At 71.4% G+C, this 20,583-nt stretch carries 20 protein-coding genes; 18 read left to right on the top strand and 2 right to left on the bottom strand.

The window, feature by feature from the left end; translation table 11 throughout:
* Positions 1–9 precede the first annotated feature (9 nt).
* The 12 genes from ITJ50_RS12365 (at position 10) to ITJ50_RS12310 (ending at position 12,659) form a co-directional block, all read left to right on the top strand.
* Positions 10–363 (top strand): histidine triad nucleotide-binding protein, encoded by a 354-nt coding sequence (locus tag ITJ50_RS12365; protein WP_017886673.1) that lies wholly within the window; start codon positions 10–12, stop codon positions 361–363.
* On the top strand, positions 353–1,495 hold the full coding sequence (locus tag ITJ50_RS12360; RefSeq protein WP_042540165.1) for a PhoH family protein: 1,143 nt from the start codon (positions 353–355) through the stop codon (positions 1,493–1,495). Before ITJ50_RS12365 ends, ITJ50_RS12360 begins: the two co-directional genes overlap by 11 nt.
* On the top strand, positions 1,492–1,953 hold the full coding sequence (gene ybeY, locus ITJ50_RS12355; protein WP_017886675.1) for an rRNA maturation RNase YbeY: 462 nt from the start codon (positions 1,492–1,494) through the stop codon (positions 1,951–1,953). Before ITJ50_RS12360 ends, ybeY begins: the two co-directional genes overlap by 4 nt.
* A gap of 3 nt (positions 1,954–1,956) precedes the next feature.
* Positions 1,957–3,279 carry a hemolysin family protein gene (locus ITJ50_RS12350; protein ID WP_017886676.1) on the top strand — a complete coding sequence of 441 codons (1,323 nt, stop codon included), beginning with the start codon at positions 1,957–1,959 and terminating at the stop codon, positions 3,277–3,279.
* Entirely contained in the window at positions 3,276–4,214 is a 939-nt protein-coding gene (era, locus tag ITJ50_RS12345; RefSeq protein WP_042540163.1) for a GTPase Era, read from the top strand. Before ITJ50_RS12350 ends, era begins: the two co-directional genes overlap by 4 nt.
* Before the next feature lie 73 nt (positions 4,215–4,287).
* Positions 4,288–5,526 (top strand): sensor histidine kinase, encoded by a 1,239-nt coding sequence (locus tag ITJ50_RS17935; protein ID WP_194590603.1) that lies wholly within the window; start codon positions 4,288–4,290, stop codon positions 5,524–5,526.
* Positions 5,523–6,212, top strand: a complete 690-nt coding sequence (locus ITJ50_RS12335) for a response regulator (RefSeq protein WP_017886679.1) — start codon at positions 5,523–5,525, stop codon at positions 6,210–6,212. Before ITJ50_RS17935 ends, ITJ50_RS12335 begins: the two co-directional genes overlap by 4 nt.
* A gap of 112 nt (positions 6,213–6,324) precedes the next feature.
* Positions 6,325–7,077, top strand: coding sequence for an ABC transporter ATP-binding protein (locus ITJ50_RS12330; protein WP_017886680.1), 753 nt, complete (start codon positions 6,325–6,327; stop codon positions 7,075–7,077).
* Positions 7,074–8,474: an ABC transporter permease gene (locus tag ITJ50_RS17930; protein WP_194590602.1), complete on the top strand. Its 1,401-nt coding sequence runs from the start codon at positions 7,074–7,076 to the stop codon at positions 8,472–8,474. The genes ITJ50_RS12330 and ITJ50_RS17930 overlap by 4 nt, the downstream gene beginning before the upstream one ends.
* Positions 8,475–8,952: 478 nt before the next feature.
* Positions 8,953–10,728 (top strand): 2-isopropylmalate synthase, encoded by a 1,776-nt coding sequence (gene leuA, locus ITJ50_RS12320; protein ID WP_194590601.1) that lies wholly within the window; start codon positions 8,953–8,955, stop codon positions 10,726–10,728.
* A gap of 288 nt (positions 10,729–11,016) precedes the next feature.
* Complete coding sequence (gene recO, locus ITJ50_RS12315) at positions 11,017–11,865, top strand: DNA repair protein RecO (protein ID WP_042540155.1); 849 nt, start codon at positions 11,017–11,019, stop codon at positions 11,863–11,865.
* Complete coding sequence (locus ITJ50_RS12310; protein WP_071251399.1) at positions 11,862–12,659, top strand: isoprenyl transferase; 798 nt, start codon at positions 11,862–11,864, stop codon at positions 12,657–12,659. The genes recO and ITJ50_RS12310 overlap by 4 nt, the downstream gene beginning before the upstream one ends.
* Positions 12,660–12,772: 113 nt before the next feature.
* On the opposite strand, the gene ITJ50_RS12305 is transcribed toward ITJ50_RS12310, so the two are convergent.
* Positions 12,773–13,720 (bottom strand): LysR family transcriptional regulator, encoded by a 948-nt coding sequence (locus ITJ50_RS12305; protein WP_159556464.1) that lies wholly within the window; start codon positions 13,718–13,720, stop codon positions 12,773–12,775.
* 70 nt (positions 13,721–13,790) lie between these two features.
* Here ITJ50_RS12305 and ITJ50_RS12300 point away from each other — a divergent pair, with 70 nt between their 5' ends.
* From ITJ50_RS12300 to ITJ50_RS12285, 4 genes are all read left to right on the top strand, one after another.
* Positions 13,791–14,870: an aminotransferase class V-fold PLP-dependent enzyme gene (locus ITJ50_RS12300; protein WP_194590600.1), complete on the top strand. Its 1,080-nt coding sequence runs from the start codon at positions 13,791–13,793 to the stop codon at positions 14,868–14,870.
* 107 nt (positions 14,871–14,977) lie between these two features.
* Entirely contained in the window at positions 14,978–16,363 is a 1,386-nt protein-coding gene (locus tag ITJ50_RS12295; protein WP_194590599.1) for a glycine--tRNA ligase, read from the top strand.
* A 130-nt stretch (positions 16,364–16,493) separates the two neighbouring features.
* On the top strand, positions 16,494–17,228 hold the full coding sequence (locus ITJ50_RS12290; RefSeq protein ID WP_194590598.1) for a DsbA family oxidoreductase: 735 nt from the start codon (positions 16,494–16,496) through the stop codon (positions 17,226–17,228).
* On the top strand, positions 17,225–17,434 hold the full coding sequence (locus tag ITJ50_RS12285) for a hypothetical protein (protein ID WP_194590597.1): 210 nt from the start codon (positions 17,225–17,227) through the stop codon (positions 17,432–17,434). The genes ITJ50_RS12290 and ITJ50_RS12285 overlap by 4 nt, the downstream gene beginning before the upstream one ends.
* A gap of 119 nt (positions 17,435–17,553) precedes the next feature.
* Here the strand turns inward: ITJ50_RS12285 and ITJ50_RS12280 are convergent, their stop codons facing one another.
* Positions 17,554–18,039 carry an aminoacyl-tRNA deacylase gene (locus ITJ50_RS12280; protein WP_017886690.1) on the bottom strand — a complete coding sequence of 162 codons (486 nt, stop codon included), beginning with the start codon at positions 18,037–18,039 and terminating at the stop codon, positions 17,554–17,556.
* Positions 18,040–18,086: 47 nt separating this feature from the next.
* Between ITJ50_RS12280 and dusB the strand changes: the two genes are divergently transcribed.
* Both dusB and ITJ50_RS12270 read left to right on the top strand, forming a co-directional pair.
* Complete coding sequence (dusB, locus tag ITJ50_RS12275) at positions 18,087–19,253, top strand: tRNA dihydrouridine synthase DusB (protein WP_194590596.1); 1,167 nt, start codon at positions 18,087–18,089, stop codon at positions 19,251–19,253.
* On the top strand, positions 19,250–20,545 hold the full coding sequence (locus ITJ50_RS12270; RefSeq protein ID WP_017886692.1) for a deoxyguanosinetriphosphate triphosphohydrolase: 1,296 nt from the start codon (positions 19,250–19,252) through the stop codon (positions 20,543–20,545). The genes dusB and ITJ50_RS12270 overlap by 4 nt, the downstream gene beginning before the upstream one ends.
* The last annotated feature ends 38 nt before the right edge of the window (positions 20,546–20,583 follow it).

Here is a 20,583-nt window from a genome sequence, read left to right as displayed (position 1 = left end):
GATGGAGCCATGAGCACCAGCACGCCCAGCGTCTTCTCCAAGATCATCGCGCGCGAGATCCCGGCGACCATCGTCGCCGAGGACGACCGTGTCATCGCGATCGAGGACATCGCGCCCAAGGCCCCCGTCCACGTGCTCGTCGTGCCCAAGACGGAGCAGTACGCGAACGTCGCGGAGCTCGCCGCGGGGGACCCCGACCTCCTGGCCCACGTGGTCGCCACGGCGCAGCGCATCGCCGACGAGCGCGCCGACGGCCAGTTCCGACTCGTCTTCAACACCGGCGAAGCCGCCGGTCAGACCGTGTTCCACGTGCACGCGCACGTACTCGCAGGTGAACTGCAGGAAGGCACCCTTGCCGGATAACGAACCAGCACAGCCCACCGCCGCCGACGAACAGCCCGTCTCCGTCTCGCTCCAGGTCGACGGCATCGCCATGGTGCAGCTGCTCGGCCCCCAGGACCGACTGCTCAAGACCGTCGAGCGCCAGTACCCGGGTGTCCGGGTGGTCGTCCGTGGCAACGAGGTCACGCTGACCGGCCCCGAACGCGACGTCGCCCGCGCGAAGGCGCTCGTCGACGAGCTCGTCGGCATGGTCAAGCGCGGGCAGGAGATCGGCCCGTCCGACATCCCGATGTCCGCACGGATCCTCGACGACGACCGCAAGCCGTCCGACACCTTCGGCACCCCCATCGTCTCGAGCCGCGGCAAGTCCGTCCGGCCGAAGACCGACGGGCAGCGTGCCTACGTCGACGCCATCGACGAGCACACGATCACGTTCGGCATCGGCCCGGCCGGGACCGGCAAGACCTACCTGGCGATGGCGAAGGCCGTGCAGGCGCTGCAGCGGCGCGAGGTCAACCGGATCATCCTGACGCGTCCCGCGGTCGAGGCCGGCGAGCGGCTCGGCTTCCTGCCGGGCACGCTCACCGACAAGATCGACCCGTACCTGCGGCCGCTCTACGATGCCCTGAACGAGATGATGGACCCGGAGCTCGTCCCGAAGCTCCTGGCGGCCGGCACCGTCGAGGTCGCCCCGCTGGCGTACATGCGTGGTCGGACCCTGAACGACTCGTTCGTCGTGCTCGACGAGGCGCAGAACACCACGCCCGAGCAGATGAAGATGTTCCTGACCCGTCTCGGGTTCGGTTCGAAGATGGTCATCACGGGTGACATCACCCAGGTCGACCTGCCGGGCAACGTGTCCGGTCTCCGGCTCGTGACCCGCATCCTCGACCAGGTCGAGGACATCCACTTCGCCCGTCTCGGCAGCGAGGACGTGGTCCGCCACACCCTCGTCGGTCGGATCGTCGACGCCTACACGGTCTACGACGAAGAGCGGCTCGCCGAGCAGGCCGGCCAGCGCCCCGGCGGCCGCGGAACCGCTCCGGTCGGCAACCCCGACGGCGCCAACCGCGCCGAGCGTCGTGGGCGCCCGCCGCAGGACCGTGCACGGCCCCCGTACCCCCAGAACGACGCCCGAGGAGGCAACCGGTGAGCATCGAGCTCAACAACGAGTCCGGCGTCGAGGTGGACGAGGCCGCGATCCAGCGGCTCGCCGCGTTCGCCCTGGACGCCATGCACGTCCACGCCGACGCGGAGCTCGCGATCGTGCTGGTCGACGAGGGCGCGATGGAGCAGTTGCACGTGCGGTGGATGGACGAGCCCGGCCCGACGGACGTCCTGAGCTTCCCGATGGACGAACTGCGGCCCGGCACCGAGGACGACCCGACGCCGGCCGGACTGCTCGGCGACATCGTGCTCTGCCCGCAGGTGGCCGAGGAGCAGGCGAAGACCGCCGGGCACTCGAGCACCGACGAGATGCTCCTGCTCACCTGCCACGGCATCCTGCACCTGCTCGGCTTCGACCACGCCGAACCCGACGAGAAGGCCGAGATGTTCGGCATCCAGGGCGAGATCCTGACCGCGTTCGCCGCCCAGCACCGAGGGCGGTAGCCGATGGTCGTCGTCGCCGGACTCCTCGCGGTGGCGCTGGGGCTCGTCGTGCTCGGCGGGCTCCTCGCCGCGAGCGACGCCGCGCTCTCCGTGGTGTCCCGTGCCGACCTCGAGGAGATCGCCAGGGGCAACAAGCGCCGTCGGTCGATCGAGGCGATCGCGGACGACGTCGGCGCGCACGTGAACGCGCTGAACTTCTTCCGGGTGCTGGCCGAGACGGCCGCTGCTGTGCTCGTCACGATCGCCCTGGTGCGTGCCTTCGACAGCTGGTGGGTGGCGCTCGTCGTCTCCGCCGCGATCATGACCGCGGTGTCGTTCGTGCTGGTCGGGTCGAGCCCGCGGAGTGTCGGGCGGGCCCACGCCGAGCGGCTCATCGGTGCCACCGGCGGCATCGTCCGCGGGGTGCGCATCGTGCTCGGACCGCTCGCCGGGCTGCTCGTCCACATCGGCGACCGGGTCACCCCCGGCCGCGGCCGGAGCGCGTCCACGGTGTCGAGCGAGGAACAGCTGCTCTCCCTGGTCGACGAGGCCACCGAGAGCAACGTGCTCGAGGACGAGGACCGCGAGCTCATCCACTCGGTGTTCGAGTTCAGCGACACCCTGGTGCGTGAGGTCATGGTGCCGCGGACGGACATGCTCACCGTCGACGGCGCGGACACCCTCGGTGTGGCCATGGAGCAGTTCCTCGCCGCCGGTGTCTCCCGCATGCCGGTCACGGGCAAGGACAGCGACGACGTGCGCGGTGTCCTGTACCTCCGCGACGTCGCGCGGTCGCTGTACGAGCGGCCCGCGTCCCGTGGTGAGCGGGTCAGCCGGCTGCTCCGCCCCGCCGAGTTCGTGCCGGAGTCGAAGCACGCCGACGACACCCTGCGGCACATGCAGCTCGCCAAGAACCACCTGGTGCTGGTGGTCGACGAGTACGGCGGAGTCGCCGGACTCGTGACCATGGAGGACCTCATCGAGGAGCTCGTCGGCGACATCTCCGACGAGTACGACCGCGCCGTCGTCGACCGCACCGAGGTCGAGCCGGGTGTGTGGCGGATCTCCGCACGACTGCCGGTCGACGAGCTCGGCGACCTGTTCGGCATCGAGCTCGACGACGACGACGTCGACACCGCCGGTGGGCTGCTCACCAAGGAGCTCGGACACCTGGCCGTCTCCGGTGAGACCGTCACCGTGTCCGGCGTCGTCCTGACCGCCGACCGTGTCGAGGGCAAGCGCCGCCACCTGATCACCGTGCTCGCCGAGCGCACCCATGCCCTGGCCGACGTCGAGGACGCCTTCGACGACGCCGAAACCACCACGACGGGAACCACGCACGCATGACCGACCCCGACACCACCCCAGCCGGCTCGGACAAGCCCTACCGCGCGGGCTTCGTCTCGTTCGTCGGCCGTCCGAACGTCGGCAAGTCGACGCTGACCAACGCCCTGGTGGGCGAGAAGGTCGCGATCACGTCGTCGAAGCCGCAGACCACCAGGCGTGCCATCCGCGGGATCGTGCACCGGCCCGACGGGCAGGTCATCATCGTGGACACGCCGGGCGTGCACCGTCCGCGCACGCTGCTCGGCGAACGGCTGAACGACCTCGTCCAGTCCACGCTGGGCGACGTCGACGTGATCGGGTTCTGCGTGCCGGCGAACGAACCCGTCGGTCCCGGCGACCGGTTCATCAACGACACGCTCGACCAGTACCCGCGCGCCAAGAAGATCGCGATCGTCACCAAGATCGACAGCACCTCGAAGGACCGCGTTGGCGAGCAGCTGCTGGCCGTCTCGAAGCTCCGCGACTGGGACGCCGTGGTGCCGACCTCGGGCACACGGGGCATGCAGCTCGAAGACCTGCTGGGCGTCGTCACGAGCCTGTTGCCCGAGTCTCCGCAGCTGTACGACTCGAGCGCGGTGACCGAGGAGACCGACGAGGAGCGCATCGGCGAACTCATCCGTGAGGCGGCGCTCGAAGGTGTCCGTGACGAGCTGCCGCACTCGCTGGCCGTCGTCATCGAGGACATCGTCGAACCCGACGAGGACGACGACGCCGACGGGCCACTGCGCATCTTCGCGAACCTGTTCGTCGAGCGCGACAGCCAGAAGGCGATCGTCATCGGGCACAAGGGCGAGCGTCTCAAGGACGTCGGCTCGCGGGCCCGCGTCGAGATCGAGTCGCTGCTCGGTGGCCGGCACGTCTACCTGAACATCCGCGTGAAGGTGGCCAAGGAGTGGCAGCGTGACCCGAAGCAGCTCGGACGCCTCGGCTTCTGATCGTCGGACCCCTGCAGCCCGGGTCATCCGGGCGAGGGACGCGCTGGTGAGCGGTCCGCCGTACCGTGGACGGGTGTTCCGTCCGATGCTCCGTGCGCAGGTCATCACCGACCTGGTGATCGCCGTGCTGCTCGGCGGCCTCGTGCTGATCGCCAGCGGGCGCGGCATCGACGGTCCGCTGTCGGTGATCACGGTCGTCGGCATGACCGCCGCTCTGGCGCTCCGTCGGTCGTCACCGGGGCTGGCACTGGCCGTGGCGTGGGTGTTCGCGGTCTTCGAGATGGTCACCCTGCAGGTGCCGGACGTCTCGAACGCGTTCATCGCCGGCGTGATGTACACGACGAGTGCGTACGGCAGCCGTCGTGTGCGGCTGGCCGGACTCGTGTCGGCGATCGTCGGTTCGGTGACCGCGGCGGCCTACCTGGGCTTCGACGACTACCAGAACCGGCTCACGTACGAGACCGCCTCGACCCCGCTGCAGGAGTCGCTGCAGGTCACGTTCTCGTTCTTCGCCGTCGTCCTGCTCCTGCTCCTGTTGCCCTGGCTCGCCGGGCTCGTGGTCCGGACCCGTCGGTCGGCGAGCATGAGCCGCGAAGCCCAGCTGCTCGCCGAGCGTGACGCCGCGCGGGCCGACCGGGCCGTGGCCGTCGAGCAGGAGCGTGTCCGGATCGCCCGCGACATGCACGACATCGTCGCCCACTCGCTCGCGGTCGTCATCGCGCAGTCCGACGGCGCCCGGTACGCGCTGAAGGCCGACCCCGCCGTCGCCGATCAAGCGCTCAGCACCATCTCGACCACCGCCCGGCGGGCGCTCGGTGATGTCCGTGAACTCCTCGGCGCGCTCCGGCACGAGCAGGGGACCGCGCCGACGCCCGAGATCGACGACATCGACCGGCTCGTCGACGAGATGCGTCAACTCGGGCTCGACGTCCGGGTGGAGCGCGAGGGCGACCCCGGCGGGCTGCCGACCACCACGCAGCTCGCGGTGTACCGGATCGTGCAGGAGAGCCTGACGAACGCGTACAAGCACGGCGAGCCGGGCTGTCCGGTGCACGCCGCTCTGACCTACCGACCGGACACGGTCGAGATCGCCGTCGTGAACCGCCGAGCCGACGACGGTGTCCGCGGCCCGGGCACGGGCCACGGACTGGTCGGCATGCGCGAGCGCGCCGTGATGACCGGTGGCACGATGACCGCAGGAGCCCGGGGCGACGACTTCGCGGTCGCCGTCCGGATGCCGACCGTCCCGGCCAGTGGGCAGATGCCCCGCGGTCGCATCACCCCCACCGAGCAGGAGCGCAGCGCCCGATGACCACGACCCCGACCGACGATCATGCGATCCGCGTTGCCCTCGTCGACGACCAAGCGCTCTTCCGCACCGGCATCCGGATGCTCATCGACTCGCAGCCCGACCTGCGGTTCGTCGGCGAGGCCGGCGACGGGGCCGAGGGGGTCGAGCTCGTCCGCCGGACCCGCCCCGACGTGGTGCTGATGGACGTCCGGATGCCCGTGATGGACGGCATCACGGCGACCGGCCACATCGTCGAGCAGTCCGGCACCGACGGCGCGAAGGTCCTCGTGCTGACGACGTTCGACTTCGACGAAGCCGCCGCCAAGGCCATCCGTGCCGGAGCGAGCGGGTTCGTGCTCAAGGACGCCGACCCCGAGTTCCTGCTCGCCGCGGTCCGCACCGTGCACGCCGGCACCGCGGTGTTCGCCGCCTCGGCGACCCGTGAGCTCCTGCGACGGTACGACGACTCGGTCGGACGCGCCGCTGCGGTGCCCGCAGCCTTCTCCGACCTCACCCCGCGTGAGCGCGAGATCTTCGACCTGGCCGCCCGCGGCTTCAGCAACAGCGAGATCGCCCAGCACGAGTACGTCAGCGAGGCGACCGTGAAGACGCACATCTCGCGGGTCCTGACGAAGCTCGAGCTCCGCGACCGGGTCCGTCTCGTCGTCTTCGCCCACGAACACGGGCTCGTCACCAAGGCCGAGTGACGCCGGGTCATCCCGACGGATGACCCCTCCACAGACAACCGAGCCGAGCGGACGATCCACAGGAGCCGTCCGAGCGACGCGTGACGGGGCCGGCGGCGGCCATCGTGGATGCATGACCACCAGCCACGCTCCGATCATCCGCCTCGACCACGTGTCCAAGCACTACGGCGACGCCGCCCGACGCGTCACCGCGCTCGACGACGTCAGCGTCGACATCGGCGCGGGGGAGTTCACCGCGGTGATGGGGCCGTCCGGGTCCGGCAAGTCGACGCTCATGCACGTCGCGGCCGGCCTCGACGCCGTGACCACCGGCCGGATCCACATCGACGGCGTCGACATCACGGCCCTGGGCGACAAGGACCTCACCGAGCTGCGCCGTCGCCGACTGGGCTTCGTCTTCCAGTCGTTCAACCTCGTCCCGACGCTCGATGTCAGCGAGAACATCCGGCTGCCGTTCCTGCTCGGTGGGCACAAGCCCTCGCGCGAAGAGACCGCCTGGATCGACCGTCTGGTCGAGATGCTCGGACTCGGCAACCGGCTGACCCACCGGCCGCACCAGCTCTCCGGCGGGCAGCAGCAGCGCGTCGCCATCGCGCGGGCCCTCGCCTCGCGACCGGCGGTGGTCGTCGCCGACGAGCCGACCGGTGCCCTCGACTCCCGCACGGGTCGCGACGTCCTGTCGATCCTGCGCGGTGCCGTGCAGGAATGGGGCCAGAGCGTCGTCATGGTCACGCACGACCCGGTGGCCGCCGCGAACGCCGACCGCATCCTGTTCCTGGCCGACGGCCGGATCGTCGCCGACCGCCCGGCGATGGACGCCGGCGCGATCTCCACCACGATGCTCGGGATGGAGGCGGCAGCGTGAACGGCGTCCGCTCCTTCGCCCCCACCGTCCTGGTCGCTGCCCTCGGCACCACGTTCGGTTCCGCCCTGGTCATCGCACCGGGCATCGTCACCGAAGCGCTCCGAGCAGCCGGCGTCGCCGACCTCGGGCCGATCAAGGCGATCCTGTCCGTGGTCGGGTGGTTGTTCCTCGGCATCGCGCTCTACGTCGGCGCGATCGTCACCGCGAACACCTGCGCTACCCTGATCGCCGGGCAGACCCGGATCATCGCGCTGCAGCGGCTCGTCGGGGCGACCGGAGCCACGCTCCGTGCGCGGATCACCCGGACCGGTCTGGTCGTCGGCGTGCTCGGCGGGGTCATCGGTGCCGTCGTCGGGACCGCACTCTCGGCACTCTTCGTCGTCGTCCTGCGGGGCAACGGTGTCCTGCCCGACACCGAGTACACGTACGTGCCGTGGGAGCTCGTGCTACCGGTCGTTGCCGTCGTCCTCGCCACCTGGGGCGCCTTCGCCTCCGGGTCGCGTCGCGTGCTCACCGTCACCCCGCTCGAAGCGCTCTCGTCGTCCGTCGAGCCCAGCCACGACGACGTCCGGTCCGGTACCGCCCGCAAGGTCTGGGCGATCGTGCTCATGGCCGGCGGTGCGCTGCTGATGGCGCTCGGGCTCGCCGTCAGCTCGGTGTCCCCGGTCGCGGTCCTGCCGGCGGCGCTGGGCGGGTTCGTCTCCTTCGCCGGGGTCGCGGTCGGGGCGACGATCGTGATGCCGCCCGTGCTGCAGCTCATCGGGCGCATCGGCTCGCACGACCCGGTGGTCCTGCTCGCCGGGCGCAACGCGATGCGGGCGCCGGGGCGGTCCTCGCGGGCGACCATCGGGCTCGTCATCGGTGTCACCCTGCTCGTCACCTTCGCGGTGGCGCTCGGGATCATGCAGCACGTGCTCGAGACCCAGATGCGCGCGTTGAGCGAGGGGAGTGCCACACCGGCGATGATCGAGGCGCAGCGTGACCTGTTCGTGCAGATCAACGCCGTCGTCAGCGTGATCGTCGGGTTCTCCGCCGTGATCGCCGCCGTCGGGGTCGTGAACGCCCTGGCACTCGGGGTGCTCCAGCGTCGACGCGAACTCGGGCTGCTCCGCGTGCTCGGCCTGACCGGTGCCCAGGTGCGCCGGATGATCGTCACCGAGGCCGTACAGATGGTCGTCGCGGCCGTCGTCTCGGGTCTCGCGCTCGGCACCCTGTACGGCTGGGTCGGCGGGCAGACGCTCCTCGGGTCGCTCGGGACCCCCGTGTCGCCGGTGCTCCCGCCGCTGACGATCGGCATCGTGGTGTTCGGCGCGCTGGTCCTGGCGGTCGTCGCGACCATCGCCCCGGTGCGCCGCGCGATGCGCGTCCCGCCGACCGAGGCGCTCGCGGTCGACTGACCCGGCGCCCTCGGCGTACCACACGACGAGACGGGAGGCCCGGTGCCAGCTGGCACCGGGCCTCCCGTGTCGTCGTGGCGTCACGCCGACGTCCTCTGCACGGCGCGGCCACGCCGCTCACGCCCGCCGAGTGGTCTCGAACTGTCGTCTGGACGCGGTCCGGGCGACAGAACGTGACCACTCGGCGACCGACCCGCGGCATGTCGTGACCGCTCGGAGCTGTTCGGAGCCACTCGGCAACCCGCTCGGCACGCCAGCCTGCATCCCCGCTCGAGCGCGCCGAGGTCCTGCGTCACACGCTTGCGCCAGCCCGCTGCTCCGGTGCTACCGTGGGTCCCGATGTACTCCGCACTGCTCCTCCTTCGCTGCCGCGACGAGGCCTGACACTCCGGCCCACCTCGTCGCGGAGTCCGTCGTGGCCGCACTGACCAGAGCCCACGAACACCGGCTCACGAACACGCGACGAAAGCGAAGAACGATGCAGAACACGCAGCAGCCCTCCGGGATGCCGATCCACAAGTACGTCCCCTTCCACGAGCAGATCGCCGTCGAGCTGCCGGACCGCACGTGGCCCACGAAGCGCATCGACAAGGCCCCGCGCTGGTGTGCCGTCGACCTGCGTGACGGCAACCAGGCCCTCATCGACCCGATGGACGCCGAGCGGAAGCGCGCGATGTTCGACCTCCTCGTCCGGATGGGCTACAAGGAGATCGAGGTCGGGTTCCCGAGCGCCTCGCAGACCGACTTCGACTTCGTCCGGTCGCTGATCGACGAGGGCGCGATCCCCGACGACGTCACGATCCAGGTGCTGACCCAGGCGCGTGAGCACCTCATCCAGCGCACCTACGAAGCGATCGACGGCGCGAAGCAGGCCATCGTCCACCTGTACAACTCCACGAGCATCGTCCAGCGCGAGGTCGTCTTCCGCACCGACGTGCAGGGCGTGGTGGACATCGCGGTCACCGGCGCGAAGCTGTGCAAGGCTGCCGAGGCGACGCTGCAGCACGACACGACGATCTACTACGAGTACTCGCCGGAGTCCTACACGGGCACCGAGCTCGAGGTCGCGCTGGAGATCTGCAACGCCGTGCTCGAGGTCTTCGAGCCGACGCCCGAGCGCAAGGTCATCATCAACCTGCCCGCCACCGTCGAGATGGCCACGCCGAACGTCTACGCCGACTCGATCGAGTGGATGTCGCGCCGCCTCGCCCACCGCCAGGACGTCATCCTGTCGCTGCACCCGCACAACGACCGCGGCACCGCGGTCGCCGCCGCCGAGCTCGGCTACCTGGCCGGCGCCGACCGCATCGAGGGCTGCCTGTTCGGCAACGGTGAGCGCACCGGCAACGTGGACCTGGTCGCCCTCGGGATGAACCTGTTCACGCAGGGCATCGACCCGGAGATCTCGTTCGCCGACATCGACCAGGTGAAGCGCACCGTCGAGTACTGCAACCAGCTGCCGGTGCCCGAGCGCCAGCCGTGGGCGGGTGACCTGGTGTACACGGCGTTCAGCGGCTCGCACCAGGACGCCATCAACAAGGGCTTCGAGGCGATGAAGGCGAAGGCCGCCGCCGCGGGCAAGGACATCGACGAGATCGCGTGGGCGGTGCCGTACCTGCCCGTCGACCCGAAGGACATCGGCCGGTCGTACGAGGCCGTCATCCGCGTCAACTCGCAGTCCGGCAAGGGCGGTGTGGCGTACCTGCTCAAGACCGACCACGCCCTCGACCTGCCCCGCAAGCTGCAGATCGAGTTCTCCGGCGTCGTCCAGCGGCACACCGACACCGAGGGTGGCGAGTTCTCGTCGCAGCGCATCTGGGACGTGTTCCAGGACGAGTACCTGCCCGCGTCGATCGACGACGAGAAGTGGGGCCGCTACGAGCTCACCAAGACGGCGACGTCGAGCGACTTCGGGGGCACGACCTCGCTGTCCGTGGCTCTCCGGGTCGACGAGGGCGCGGTCACGGCCGAGGCCGTCGGCACCGGTCCCATCGACGCGTTCCTGAAGGTGCTCGCCGAGCAGGGCGTCCAGGTCACCCTGTACGACTACTCCGAGCACACGATGAGCGCCTCCGGTGACGCCAAGGCCGCGTCCTACGTCGAGCTCGACGTCGACGGCGTGCGCCTGTGGGGCGTCGGCATCGACGCCGACATCTCGACGGCGTCGCTCAAGGCGATCGTGTCCGCGGTGAACCGCGCGGTGCGCGCGGGTGCCGCGGCCGGTGCCGACGCGCCGGAGCTCGTCTCCGCCTGAGACGCAACCAGACAGGAGGCTCCCCACCGGGCACGGCCTGATCGCCGCTGGCGCGTCGACCAGGTACCGGCCGGTGTGGGCCCAGGTGTGGGTCCGTCCCGCACCGCGCCTCCTGTCTGTGCGCACGTTCACTGCCTCACGCAAGACGCCGTCGTGTTGCCGAGGCGCCTCCGGAAGTCGCGGCGTCTCGACGAGTGCGCGGCGTCCGGCGAAGACGTCGGCGTCTTGTCGCAGTGCCCCCGCCCGGCACCGCACGCGGCTGTCGGCGGGGCGGGGGATACTGGGGACATGCCGCTGTACCGGGACGAGTGCGTCGTGTTGCGCACCCACAAGCTCGGTGAAGCCGACCGCATCGTCACGATGCTCTCGCGGCAGCACGGCAAGATCCGCGCGGTGGCCAAGGGCGTGCGGCGGACGGCGTCGAAGTTCGGCAGCCGGCTCGAGCCGTTCATGGTCGTGGACGCCCAGTTCTACGAGGGCCGGTCGCTCGACATCGTCACCCAGGCGGAGTCCCTCGGTGCGTACGGGGCCCAGATCGTCGCCGACTACGGCGCGTACACGGCGGCCAGCGCCATGGTCGAGACCGCCGACCGACTGAGCGAGGCCGACGCCGGGCTGCAGCAGTACCTGTTGCTCGTCGGGGCGCTCCGCTCGTTGTCCCGCGGCGAACACCAGTCCAGCGCGACCCTCGACTCGTACCTGCTCCGCGCGATGAGCATCGCAGGGTGGGCGCCCTCGTTCAGCGACTGTGCGGTGACGGGGGAGCCCGGCCCGCACTCGGCCTTCGTGGTGCAGCTCGGTGGTGTCGTCGCCGACCGTGCGGCGCCCCCGGGGACTCCCCGGCTCGACCCGGCGACGCTCGGTGTGCTCGGCTCCCTGCTGGCGGGTGACTGGGCGACGGTGGACGCCACCGACGAGCGGACGCGTTCGCGGGCCTCCGGCGTGGTCGCGGCCTACGCCCAGTGGCACCTGGAACGATCGCTCCGGTCCCTGCCGCACGTCGACCGCTCCGAGCACCCGATGCCCGTGCCCCAGACCCACGGCGGACCCGAGGCGACAGCGCGCGCGGTGGCCTCGACCCCGGCACCCGCCGTGCCCGACCCCGATCCCGCTGTCGAAGGAGCCCCCACCGCATGAGCCCACGCCGCCCCGACGACGTCGAACCGTTCCGCCCGATCGACTGGACCGGCGAGACGCCCCCGGCGATCCCGGCCCGGTTCGTGCCGGAGCACGTGGCCATCGTCATGGACGGCAACGGCCGGTGGGCGAACGGCCGCGGTCTGACGCGGATCGAGGGGCACAAGGCGGGCGAGGCGTCGTTGCTCGACGTCGTCGCGGGCGCCATCCAGATCGGCGTCGGGCACGTGTCGGCGTACGCGTTCTCGACGGAGAACTGGAAGCGCTCCCCGGAAGAGGTCCGGTTCTTGATGGGCTTCAACCGCGACGTCATCCGTCGGCGCCGCGACCAACTGCACCAGTGGGGCGTCAAGGTGCGGTGGGCCGGTCGGCGTCCGCGACTGTGGCGGAGCGTCATCGACGAGCTCGAGACCGCCGAGCGGATGACGGCGGGCAACGACGTCCTGACGCTGACGATGTGCGTGAACTACGGCGGCCGGAACGAGATCGTCGACGCGGTGCGGGGCATGGCCGAGGACGTCGCCGCCGGGCGCCTGAAGCCGAGCCAGGTCACCGAGAAGGCCCTGGCGAAGCGGTTGTACGTGCCGGAGATGCCCGACGTCGACCTGTTCCTCCGGAGCTCCGGCGAGCAGCGCACGAGCAACTTCCTGCTCTGGCAGTCCGCCTACGCCGAGATGGTGTTCCTCGACCGGCTCTGGCCGGACTTCCGCCGCACCGACCTGTGGGGTGCGATCGAGGAGTACGCCAGCCGCGACCGCCGCTACGGCGGCGCGGTCGACACCCCGACGGCGTAGCCCGAGCCGAGGCGGACGCCGGGCCGGGGCTGAGTCTCGGATCCGCGGACAGGCTGCGCCGTCTGAGCGGCGCGGAATGTCCGCGCAGCCGAGACTCGGCTGCGCGCCACACCTCAGCCCGGCAACGGCCCGTCGAGCAGGTGCGCCGCCGACCGCACGGCGTCCAGCGCGGCCAGCACGCTGGGGACCCGCTCGGCCCCGCGTGCCACGACGACCTCGACGCGTCGGGCCAGGTCGTCGTCCACCGGATCGATCGCGACGCCGGCGGGGATGACCGTCGTCGCGAGTGCCAGCCGGGGGAGCAGCGCCACCCCGAGCCCCGCGGCGACGAGTCCCACCACCGCGGCCGCGTTGTCCGTCTCGAGCACGATGTCCGGCGTGAACCCCGCGCTCGCACACGAGGCGAGCAGGTGGCCTCGGCAGCGCGGGCAGCCCCCGATCCACCGGGCGTCGTGGTGGGACGCGAGGTCCACGACGGTGGAGCCGACGGGGCGGCGTCGTTCCGCGCCTCCCGGCTCGACCGGCGTCACCAGGGCGAGCGGATCGCGCCCGAGCGCCCGGGTGACGAGCCCGGGGTCCGGCGCCGACCCGATCTCGTCCCCGACGTAGGTGAACGTGAGGGCGACGTCGACCGCACCGCCGCGCAGCAGGTCGAGCGCCTCGGGCGGTTCGACCTCGACGTACGAGGTCGTCACGCCCGGTGCCGTCGCCGCCAGCCGGGCGAGCACGGCGGGCACGAGCGCCGAGGACGCGCTCGGGAACCCGGCGAGGCGCACCCGACCGCGGCTGAGCCCGCCGACGGCGTCCAGGTCCTCGCGCGCGGCGGTGAGTGCGGCCTGGACGTGCAGGGCGTGGTCCGCGAGCACCTGGCCGGCGTGGGTGAGTGTGGCCCCGCGTCCGCCCCGCAGCACCAGCGCGTGCCCGAGGCGCTGCTCGGCCCGGGCCACCAGCTGGCTGACGGCGGGCTGACTCGACCCGATCGCGGCGGCGGCGCGGGTGATCGAGCCGCCGTCGGCCACGGCGCGCAGGACCCGGAGCAGCTGGGGATCGATCTCGTCCATCACGCCATGTTATCGGTGGCACAACGAACCGGCCCTGGTGTGATGGGAAGGGAGCGAGGACGCTGTCCGCATGGACTCCTTCCCGGCCGGCCGTGGCTACCTGGCGGCGTGCACCGCTGGCCTGCCGACCCGCGGCACCCTCGCCGCCCAGCGAGCCGACCTCGACGCGTGGTCCCGTGCGGAGACCTCACCGGCCCGGTACGGGGCCCTGGTCGAGGAAGGCCGCACGCTCTTCGCCGCGCTGGTCGGCGTCCCCGCGGAGCGTGTCGCGACCGGTTCGCAGACCTCGGCGATGGCCGCCGTCGTCGCCGACGCGCTGCCGGACGGTGCCGAAGTGGTCGTCCCCGACGGCGACTTCAGCTCGGTCGTCTTCCCGTTCCTCGCGCAGGCGCACCGCGGCATCCGGGTCCGGAGCGTCCCGCTGGACCGGCTCGCCGCCTCGGTCGGACCCGACACGGCCCTGGTCGCGTGGTCCGCGGTGCAGTCCGCCACCGGTGTGGTCACGGACCCCGACCCGGTCGTCGCCGCCGCGCGACGCGTCGGTGCCCTGACCCTCTGCGACCTCACGCAGGCCGCCGGCGTCCTGCCCGTCGACGCCGCACCGTTCGACGTGACGCTCACGCACACCTACAAGTGGCTCTGCGCACCGCGCGGCGTCGCCTTCATGACGCTCTCCGACACCGCCCTCGGTCGGCTCCGCCCGGTGCAGGCCGGCTGGTACGCGGGAGCGGACGTGTGGTCCTCCTGCTACGGACCCGCCATGCACCTGGCCGACGACGCCCGCCGCTTCGACGTCTCCCCGGCCTGGCAGGCGTGGCCCGGCGCCGTGGCCGCGCTCGAGCACGCCGTCGCGCTCGACCAGCATGCGGTCTGGAGGCACGCCACCGGTCTCGCGGATCGGCTGTGCGACGCCCTCGGGTCGCCTCGGCAGGGCGACGGGCAGGGCGACGGGCAGGGGGACGGGCAGGCGATCGTGACGTTCGCGGACGCCGACGGTTCGTCCCTGCGGGCCCTCACCGCCGCCGGGCTCACCGCCTCGGGGCGTGCCGGTCGGCTGCGCATCGCGTTCCACCTGTGGAACGACGAGTCGGACGTGACCGACGTCGCGGCCGCGCTCGGCGGCGTGGGGCCGACCACGTCGGCCAGGTGAGCGCGGCGGGCGGACGCGGGGCGGGCCTCCCGGCCGACGATCGCCGGTAGTCTTGCCCGGACCGTTTCCGCACCGAGCACCCAGCTCGGCGACCTCTGGAGCACCCTTTGGCACAGCCCTCCCGTCTCGACAGCGTCATCGCCCTGGCCAAGCGCCGCGGCTTCGTCTTCCAGTCGGGTGAGATCTACGGAGGCTCCCGCTCCGCGTGGGACTACGGGCCCCTCGGTGTGGAGCTCAAGGAGAACATCAAGCGCCAGTGGTGGCAGCGGTTCGTCCGCGGCCGCGGGGACATGGTCGGCCTCGACTCCGCGGTGATCCTGCCCCGCAAGGTGTGGGAGGCCTCCGGCCACGTCGCGACCTTCACCGACCCGCTGGTGGAGTGCCTGCACTGCCACCACCGGTTCCGCGAGGACCACCTGATCGAGGCGTTCGTCGCCAAGAAGGGCCGCGACCCCGAGGGCCGCATGGCCGAGATCGCCTGCCCGAACTGCGGCACCCGCGGCGAGTGGACCGAGCCCCGCGAGTTCTCCGGGATGCTCAAGACCTACCTCGGCCCGGTCGAGTCCGAAGAGGGCCTGAACTTCCTGCGCCCCGAGACCGCCCAGGGCATCTTCGTCGACTTCGCGCAGGTCGTCACGACCAGCCGCATGAAGCCCCCGTTCGGCATCGGCCAGGTTGGCAAGGCGTTCCGCAACGAGATCACGCCCGGCAACTTCATCTTCCGCACGCGGGAGTTCGAGCAGATGGAGATCGAGTACTTCGTGCCGCCGGCCGAGGCGGGGGAGCACTACGAGCAGTGGATCGCCGACTCGGTCGCGTTCTACACCGACCTCGGCATCGACCCCGAGAACCTGCGTCGCTTCGACGTGCCGGACGGCGAGCGGGCGCACTACTCCGACGCCACCGCCGACATCGAGTACCGCTTCGGCTTCACCGGCTCGGAGTGGGGTGAGCTGATGGGCGTCGCGAACCGCACCGACTTCGACCTGAACAACCACATCGAGTCGTCCGGCCAGGACCTCCGGTTCTTCGACCAGGCCGCCAACGAGAAGTACGTGCCCTACGTCATCGAGCCGTCGTTCGGCCTGACCCGTGCGCTCATGGCGTTCCTGCTCGACTCCTACCACGAGGACGAAGCGCCCAACGCGAAGGGCGGCGTCGACAAGCGCACCGTCCTGCGCCTCGACCCGCGCCTGGCCCCGGTGAAGGCCGCCGTCCTGCCGCTGTCGCGCAACGAGCAGCTCTCGCCCGTCGCCCGCGGCCTGGCCGACGACCTGCGCAAGAACTGGAACGTGGACTTCGACGACGCCGGCGCGATCGGCCGTCGCTACCGTCGCCACGACGAGATCGGCACGCCGTTCTGCATCACGGTCGACTTCGACACGCTCGAGGACAAGGCCATCACGGTGCGCGAGCGCGACACCATGGGCCAGGAGCGCGTCTCGCTCGACCAGCTGCAGGGGTACCTCGCGCAGCGGTTGCTCGGCGCGTAGGGGTTCCGCGGCTCCGCAAGACGCCGGTGTTCGTGCGTTGCACACCCGCAATCGGGTGTTCGACCTGCGAACACCGGTGTTCTGCTGCCGGCGCCGGGAATGCGCGGCGCACGAGCGCGTTGGGGTCAGCATGAACGACTCCGTGAAGGTCGATGTCTGGTCGGACATCGCCTGCCCCTGGTGCTACATCGGCAAGCGCAAGTTCGAGGCCGGTGTGGCCGCGTTCGGCGCCTCGACCGAGGGCCGTCCCGTCGAGGTCGAGTACCACTCCTTCGAGCTGAGTCCGGACACCCCCGTCGACTTCGAGGGGACCGAGGCCGAGTTCCTGTCCGGCCACAAGGGCATGCCCGTCGACCAGGCGCAGCAGATGCTCGACCAGGTCACGGGCATCGCCGCAGGCGCGGGGCTCGACTACGACTTCGAGGCGATGCACCACACCAACACCGTGAAGGCCCACCAGGTCATCCACCTCGCCAAGCAGCACGGCAAGCAGCTCGAGATGGTCGAGCGCCTGTTCACCGCCTACTTCGAGCGCGGCGAGCACGTCGGCCAGGAGTCCTCGCTGGCCGACCTGGCGGCGGAGATCGGCCTGGACCGCGACGAGGTCCTCCGCACCCTGCGCGACGACGCCCAGCTCGCCGCCGTCCGTGCCGACCAGGCCCAGGCGCAGGCCTACGGGATCAACGGCGTGCCGTTCTTCGTGATCGACGGCAAGTACGGCGTCTCCGGTGCCCAGGACCCCTCGGCGTTCGAGCAGGTGCTCCGCCAGGTGGTCGCGCTCCGCGAGACCACGCCGGAGGAGGTCGCCTCGGCGGCCGAGCGCGCTGCGGACGACGCGAGCGCGGACGTGGCGGCGACCCGATGACGGACGCGACGGCCACCGTCGGGGGTGGGGCGGGCCTCCCGTCCGCCCCGTCGGTCCCGGGTGCGATCTCCGGTCTGGAGGCGCGCCCCGGCCTGCTCACGCTGGTCACGCCCGGCGGTGCGCCGGTCTGCGACGGTGATTCGTGCCTGATCGACGCCGGATCGTTCGCCGGTGCCGAGGGCGACTGGACCGAGGTGCCGGACTGACGCTTCCGTCGGTCGCGCGTCGCGCGCCGGTGGTCCCGCGCCCCCGCGCGGTCGTTGCGCCCCGACCCTGCGGGGCGCGACGGCTGTGCGGGGGCGCGATCCGTCGGTCGCCAGACCGATCAGTCGCGCTGCGGTTCTTCGTCGGTGATGTCGGCGACGGTCGCGCCGTAGGCGGCGACGAGTGCGTCCGCGTCCACGAAGGCGCTCGCGCCGTGGCGTCCGGCGCCCAGGGCGACCCTGCGTCCGACGATGCGCTCGTCGGCGTACACCGGCAGGTCACCCGTGGCGCCGATCGGCGTGATGGTCCCGCGTTCGTAGCCGGACGCGCCGAGCGCGGTGGCAGCGTCGGGCATCGAGAGCTTGTTGACCCCGACGACGGTGCGCAGCTTCTTCCAGGCGATGCTGCGCCCGCCCGGCACCAGGGCGAGCAGGAAGCCGCCGTCGTGGCGCTTCACCACCAGGGTCTTGACGATGTCGCCGGGTTCGATGCCGAGCAGTTCGGCGGCCTGGTGCAGGGAGTCCGCGGCCGGTCGCTCGACCACCTCGACCGGCAGGCCGCGGGCCTGGGCGTCGGCGTCGAACCGGGTGCTGGCGTCGGTCGTCATGTGGAGAACGCTACCGGCGTGCACCGACGTGGGAAGATGGGTCAGGTATGACGATCACACAAGCACCCGCCTCGCGAGTCGGCGGCCCCCTGCGCATCGGCCCGATCGAGGTCGACGTGCCGGTCGTGCTCGCGCCGATGGCCGGGATCACGAACATGGCGTACCGCCGGCTGTGCCGCGAGTACGGCGCCGGGCTCTACGTGTGCGAGATGATCACCTCGCGGGCGCTCGTCGAACGGACCCCCGTGTCGATGCAGCTCATCCAGCACCACGAGTCCGAGACTCCGCGGTCGATCCAGCTGTACGGCGTCGAGCCGAACACCGTGGCCGAAGCGGCGTCGATCCTGGTGGGCGAGGACCGTGCCGACCACATCGACCTGAACTTCGGGTGCCCGGTGCCCAAGGTCACCCGCAAGGGCGGCGGCGCGGCCCTGCCCTGGAAGCTCGACCTGTTCCGCGAACTCGTCACCAAGACCGTGCGCGCCGCGGGCGACGTCCCCGTCACCGTCAAGATGCGCAAGGGCATCGACGAGGACCACCTGACCTACCTCGACGCCGCCCGCATCGCGCGTGACGCCGGGGTCGCCGCGGTCTCGCTGCACGCCCGCACCGCGAACGAGCACTACTCCGGGCACGCCGACTGGTCGGCGATCGCCACGCTGAAGGAGACGGTGACCGACATCCCGATCCTCGGCAACGGGGACATCTGGTCGGCCGCCGACGCCCTCCGGATGATCGACGAGACCGGCGCCGACGGCGTGGTCGTCGGGCGTGGCTGCCTCGGCCGCCCGTGGCTGTTCGGCGACCTGGCCGCGGCGTTCCGTGGCGAGGGCCTGCGCTACATGCCGTCCCTGGGCGAGGTCGCCGACGGGTTCCGCCGGCACGCCGAGCTGCTCGTCGAGTTCTTCGGCGACGAAGAGCACGCCTGCCGCGACATCCGCAAGCACGTGGCCTGGTACTTCAAGGGGTACCCGATCGGCAGCAACGTCCGGTCCGGCCTGGCGATGGCGTCGAGCCTGCAGGAGATCGACGACTTCCTCGGCCAGCTCGACCACGACGCGCCGTACCCGGGTGCCGACGCCGAGGGGCCGCGCGGTCGTGCCGGTCACCCCAAGCGCACCGCCCTGCCCGACCGCTGGCTCGAGAGCCGCGACGTCGACTCCGAGTTCCGCAAGGTCCTGGCCGCCGCCGAACTGCACCACAGCGGCGGATGAGCGCCACCGCCTCGTACGGCCCGGCCGACGCGGAGCGCTGGCTCCCCGAGGAGCACGGCAACCGCCGCTCGGACTTCGCCCGTGACCGCGCCCGACTGCTGCACTCCAGCGCGCTCCGGCGTCTGGCCGCCAAGACCCAGGTGCTCAGCCCGACCGCGGGGCTCGACTTCGCCCGCAACCGGTTGACCCACTCGCTCGAGGTCGCGCAGGTCGGTCGCGAGCTCGCCGACTCGCTCGGGCTCGACCCCGACGTGGTCGACACCGCCTGCCTGGCGCACGACATCGGGCACCCGCCCTTCGGGCACAACGGCGAGACCGCGGTGAACGCCTGGGCGAGCGGCATCGGTGGGTTCGAGGGCAACGCGCAGACGCTCCGGTTGCTCACGCGGCTCGAGCCGAAGGTCTACGGCGTCCGGCCCGGCGCCGACGTCGACCGTCCGTTCGGGCTCAACCTGACCCGCGCATCGTTGGACGCCAGCTGCAAGTACCCGTGGCCCGCTGCGCAGGGGGTGTCGGAGTCGTCGTCCGGGCGCACCAAGTTCGGCTTCTACGACGACGACCACGACGCCTTCGAGTGGCTCCGCGCCGGTGCTCCGCGTCGTCAGCGGTGCATCGAGGCGCAGGTCATGGACCTCGCCGACGACATCGCGTACTCCGTGCACGACTTCGAGGACGCCGTCGTCGCCGGGTTCATCGACGTCGCGGCCCTGGGGGACCGCGTCGGCGAGAACGACATCGTGACCGCCATGCACGCCTGGGTCGGCGACGACCTGAGCCGCGACGAGCTGCTCGAGGCGTTCGACCGCCTGCGTGCGTTGCCCCTGTGGATGACCGCGTACGACGGCTCCCGCCGTGACGCCGCACGCCTGAAGAACCTGACGTCGCAGCTGATCGGACGCTTCGCGCGCACCGCGACGGCCGCCACCCGCGAGTCCTACGCCTCGGGGTCGCTCGTGCGCTTCGCCGCGTCGGTCGTCACCCCACCCGAGATCATCGGGGAGATCGCGGTGCTCAAGGGCATCGTCGCGGCCTTCGTGATGACCCAGGGCGACCGTCAGCCCGTGTACGAGGACCAGCGCCGCGTGCTCACCGAACTGCTCGACGCACTGGCGGCCACCGGTGCGTCCGACCTGGAGCCGGGGTTCGCCGCCGACTGGCACGCCGCGGACGACGACGCCGGCCGACTGCGCGCCGTCGTCGACCAGGTCGCGAGCCTGACCGACCAGGGCGCCTTCGCCTGGCACCGACGTCTGGTGGTGGGTGACCGTGAACCGGTCCACATCGCCGTCTGACCGGTCCGCCGACGTCGGTCCCACGAACTAGGATCGAG

The organism is Curtobacterium sp. VKM Ac-2889 (assembly GCF_015350855.1).
In the GTDB taxonomy this organism is placed as follows: Bacteria; Actinomycetota; Actinomycetes; order Actinomycetales; family Microbacteriaceae; genus Curtobacterium; species Curtobacterium poinsettiae.
Note: the sequence above shows the minus strand (reverse complement) of the source record. Positions and strands in the feature narration are given on the sequence as shown.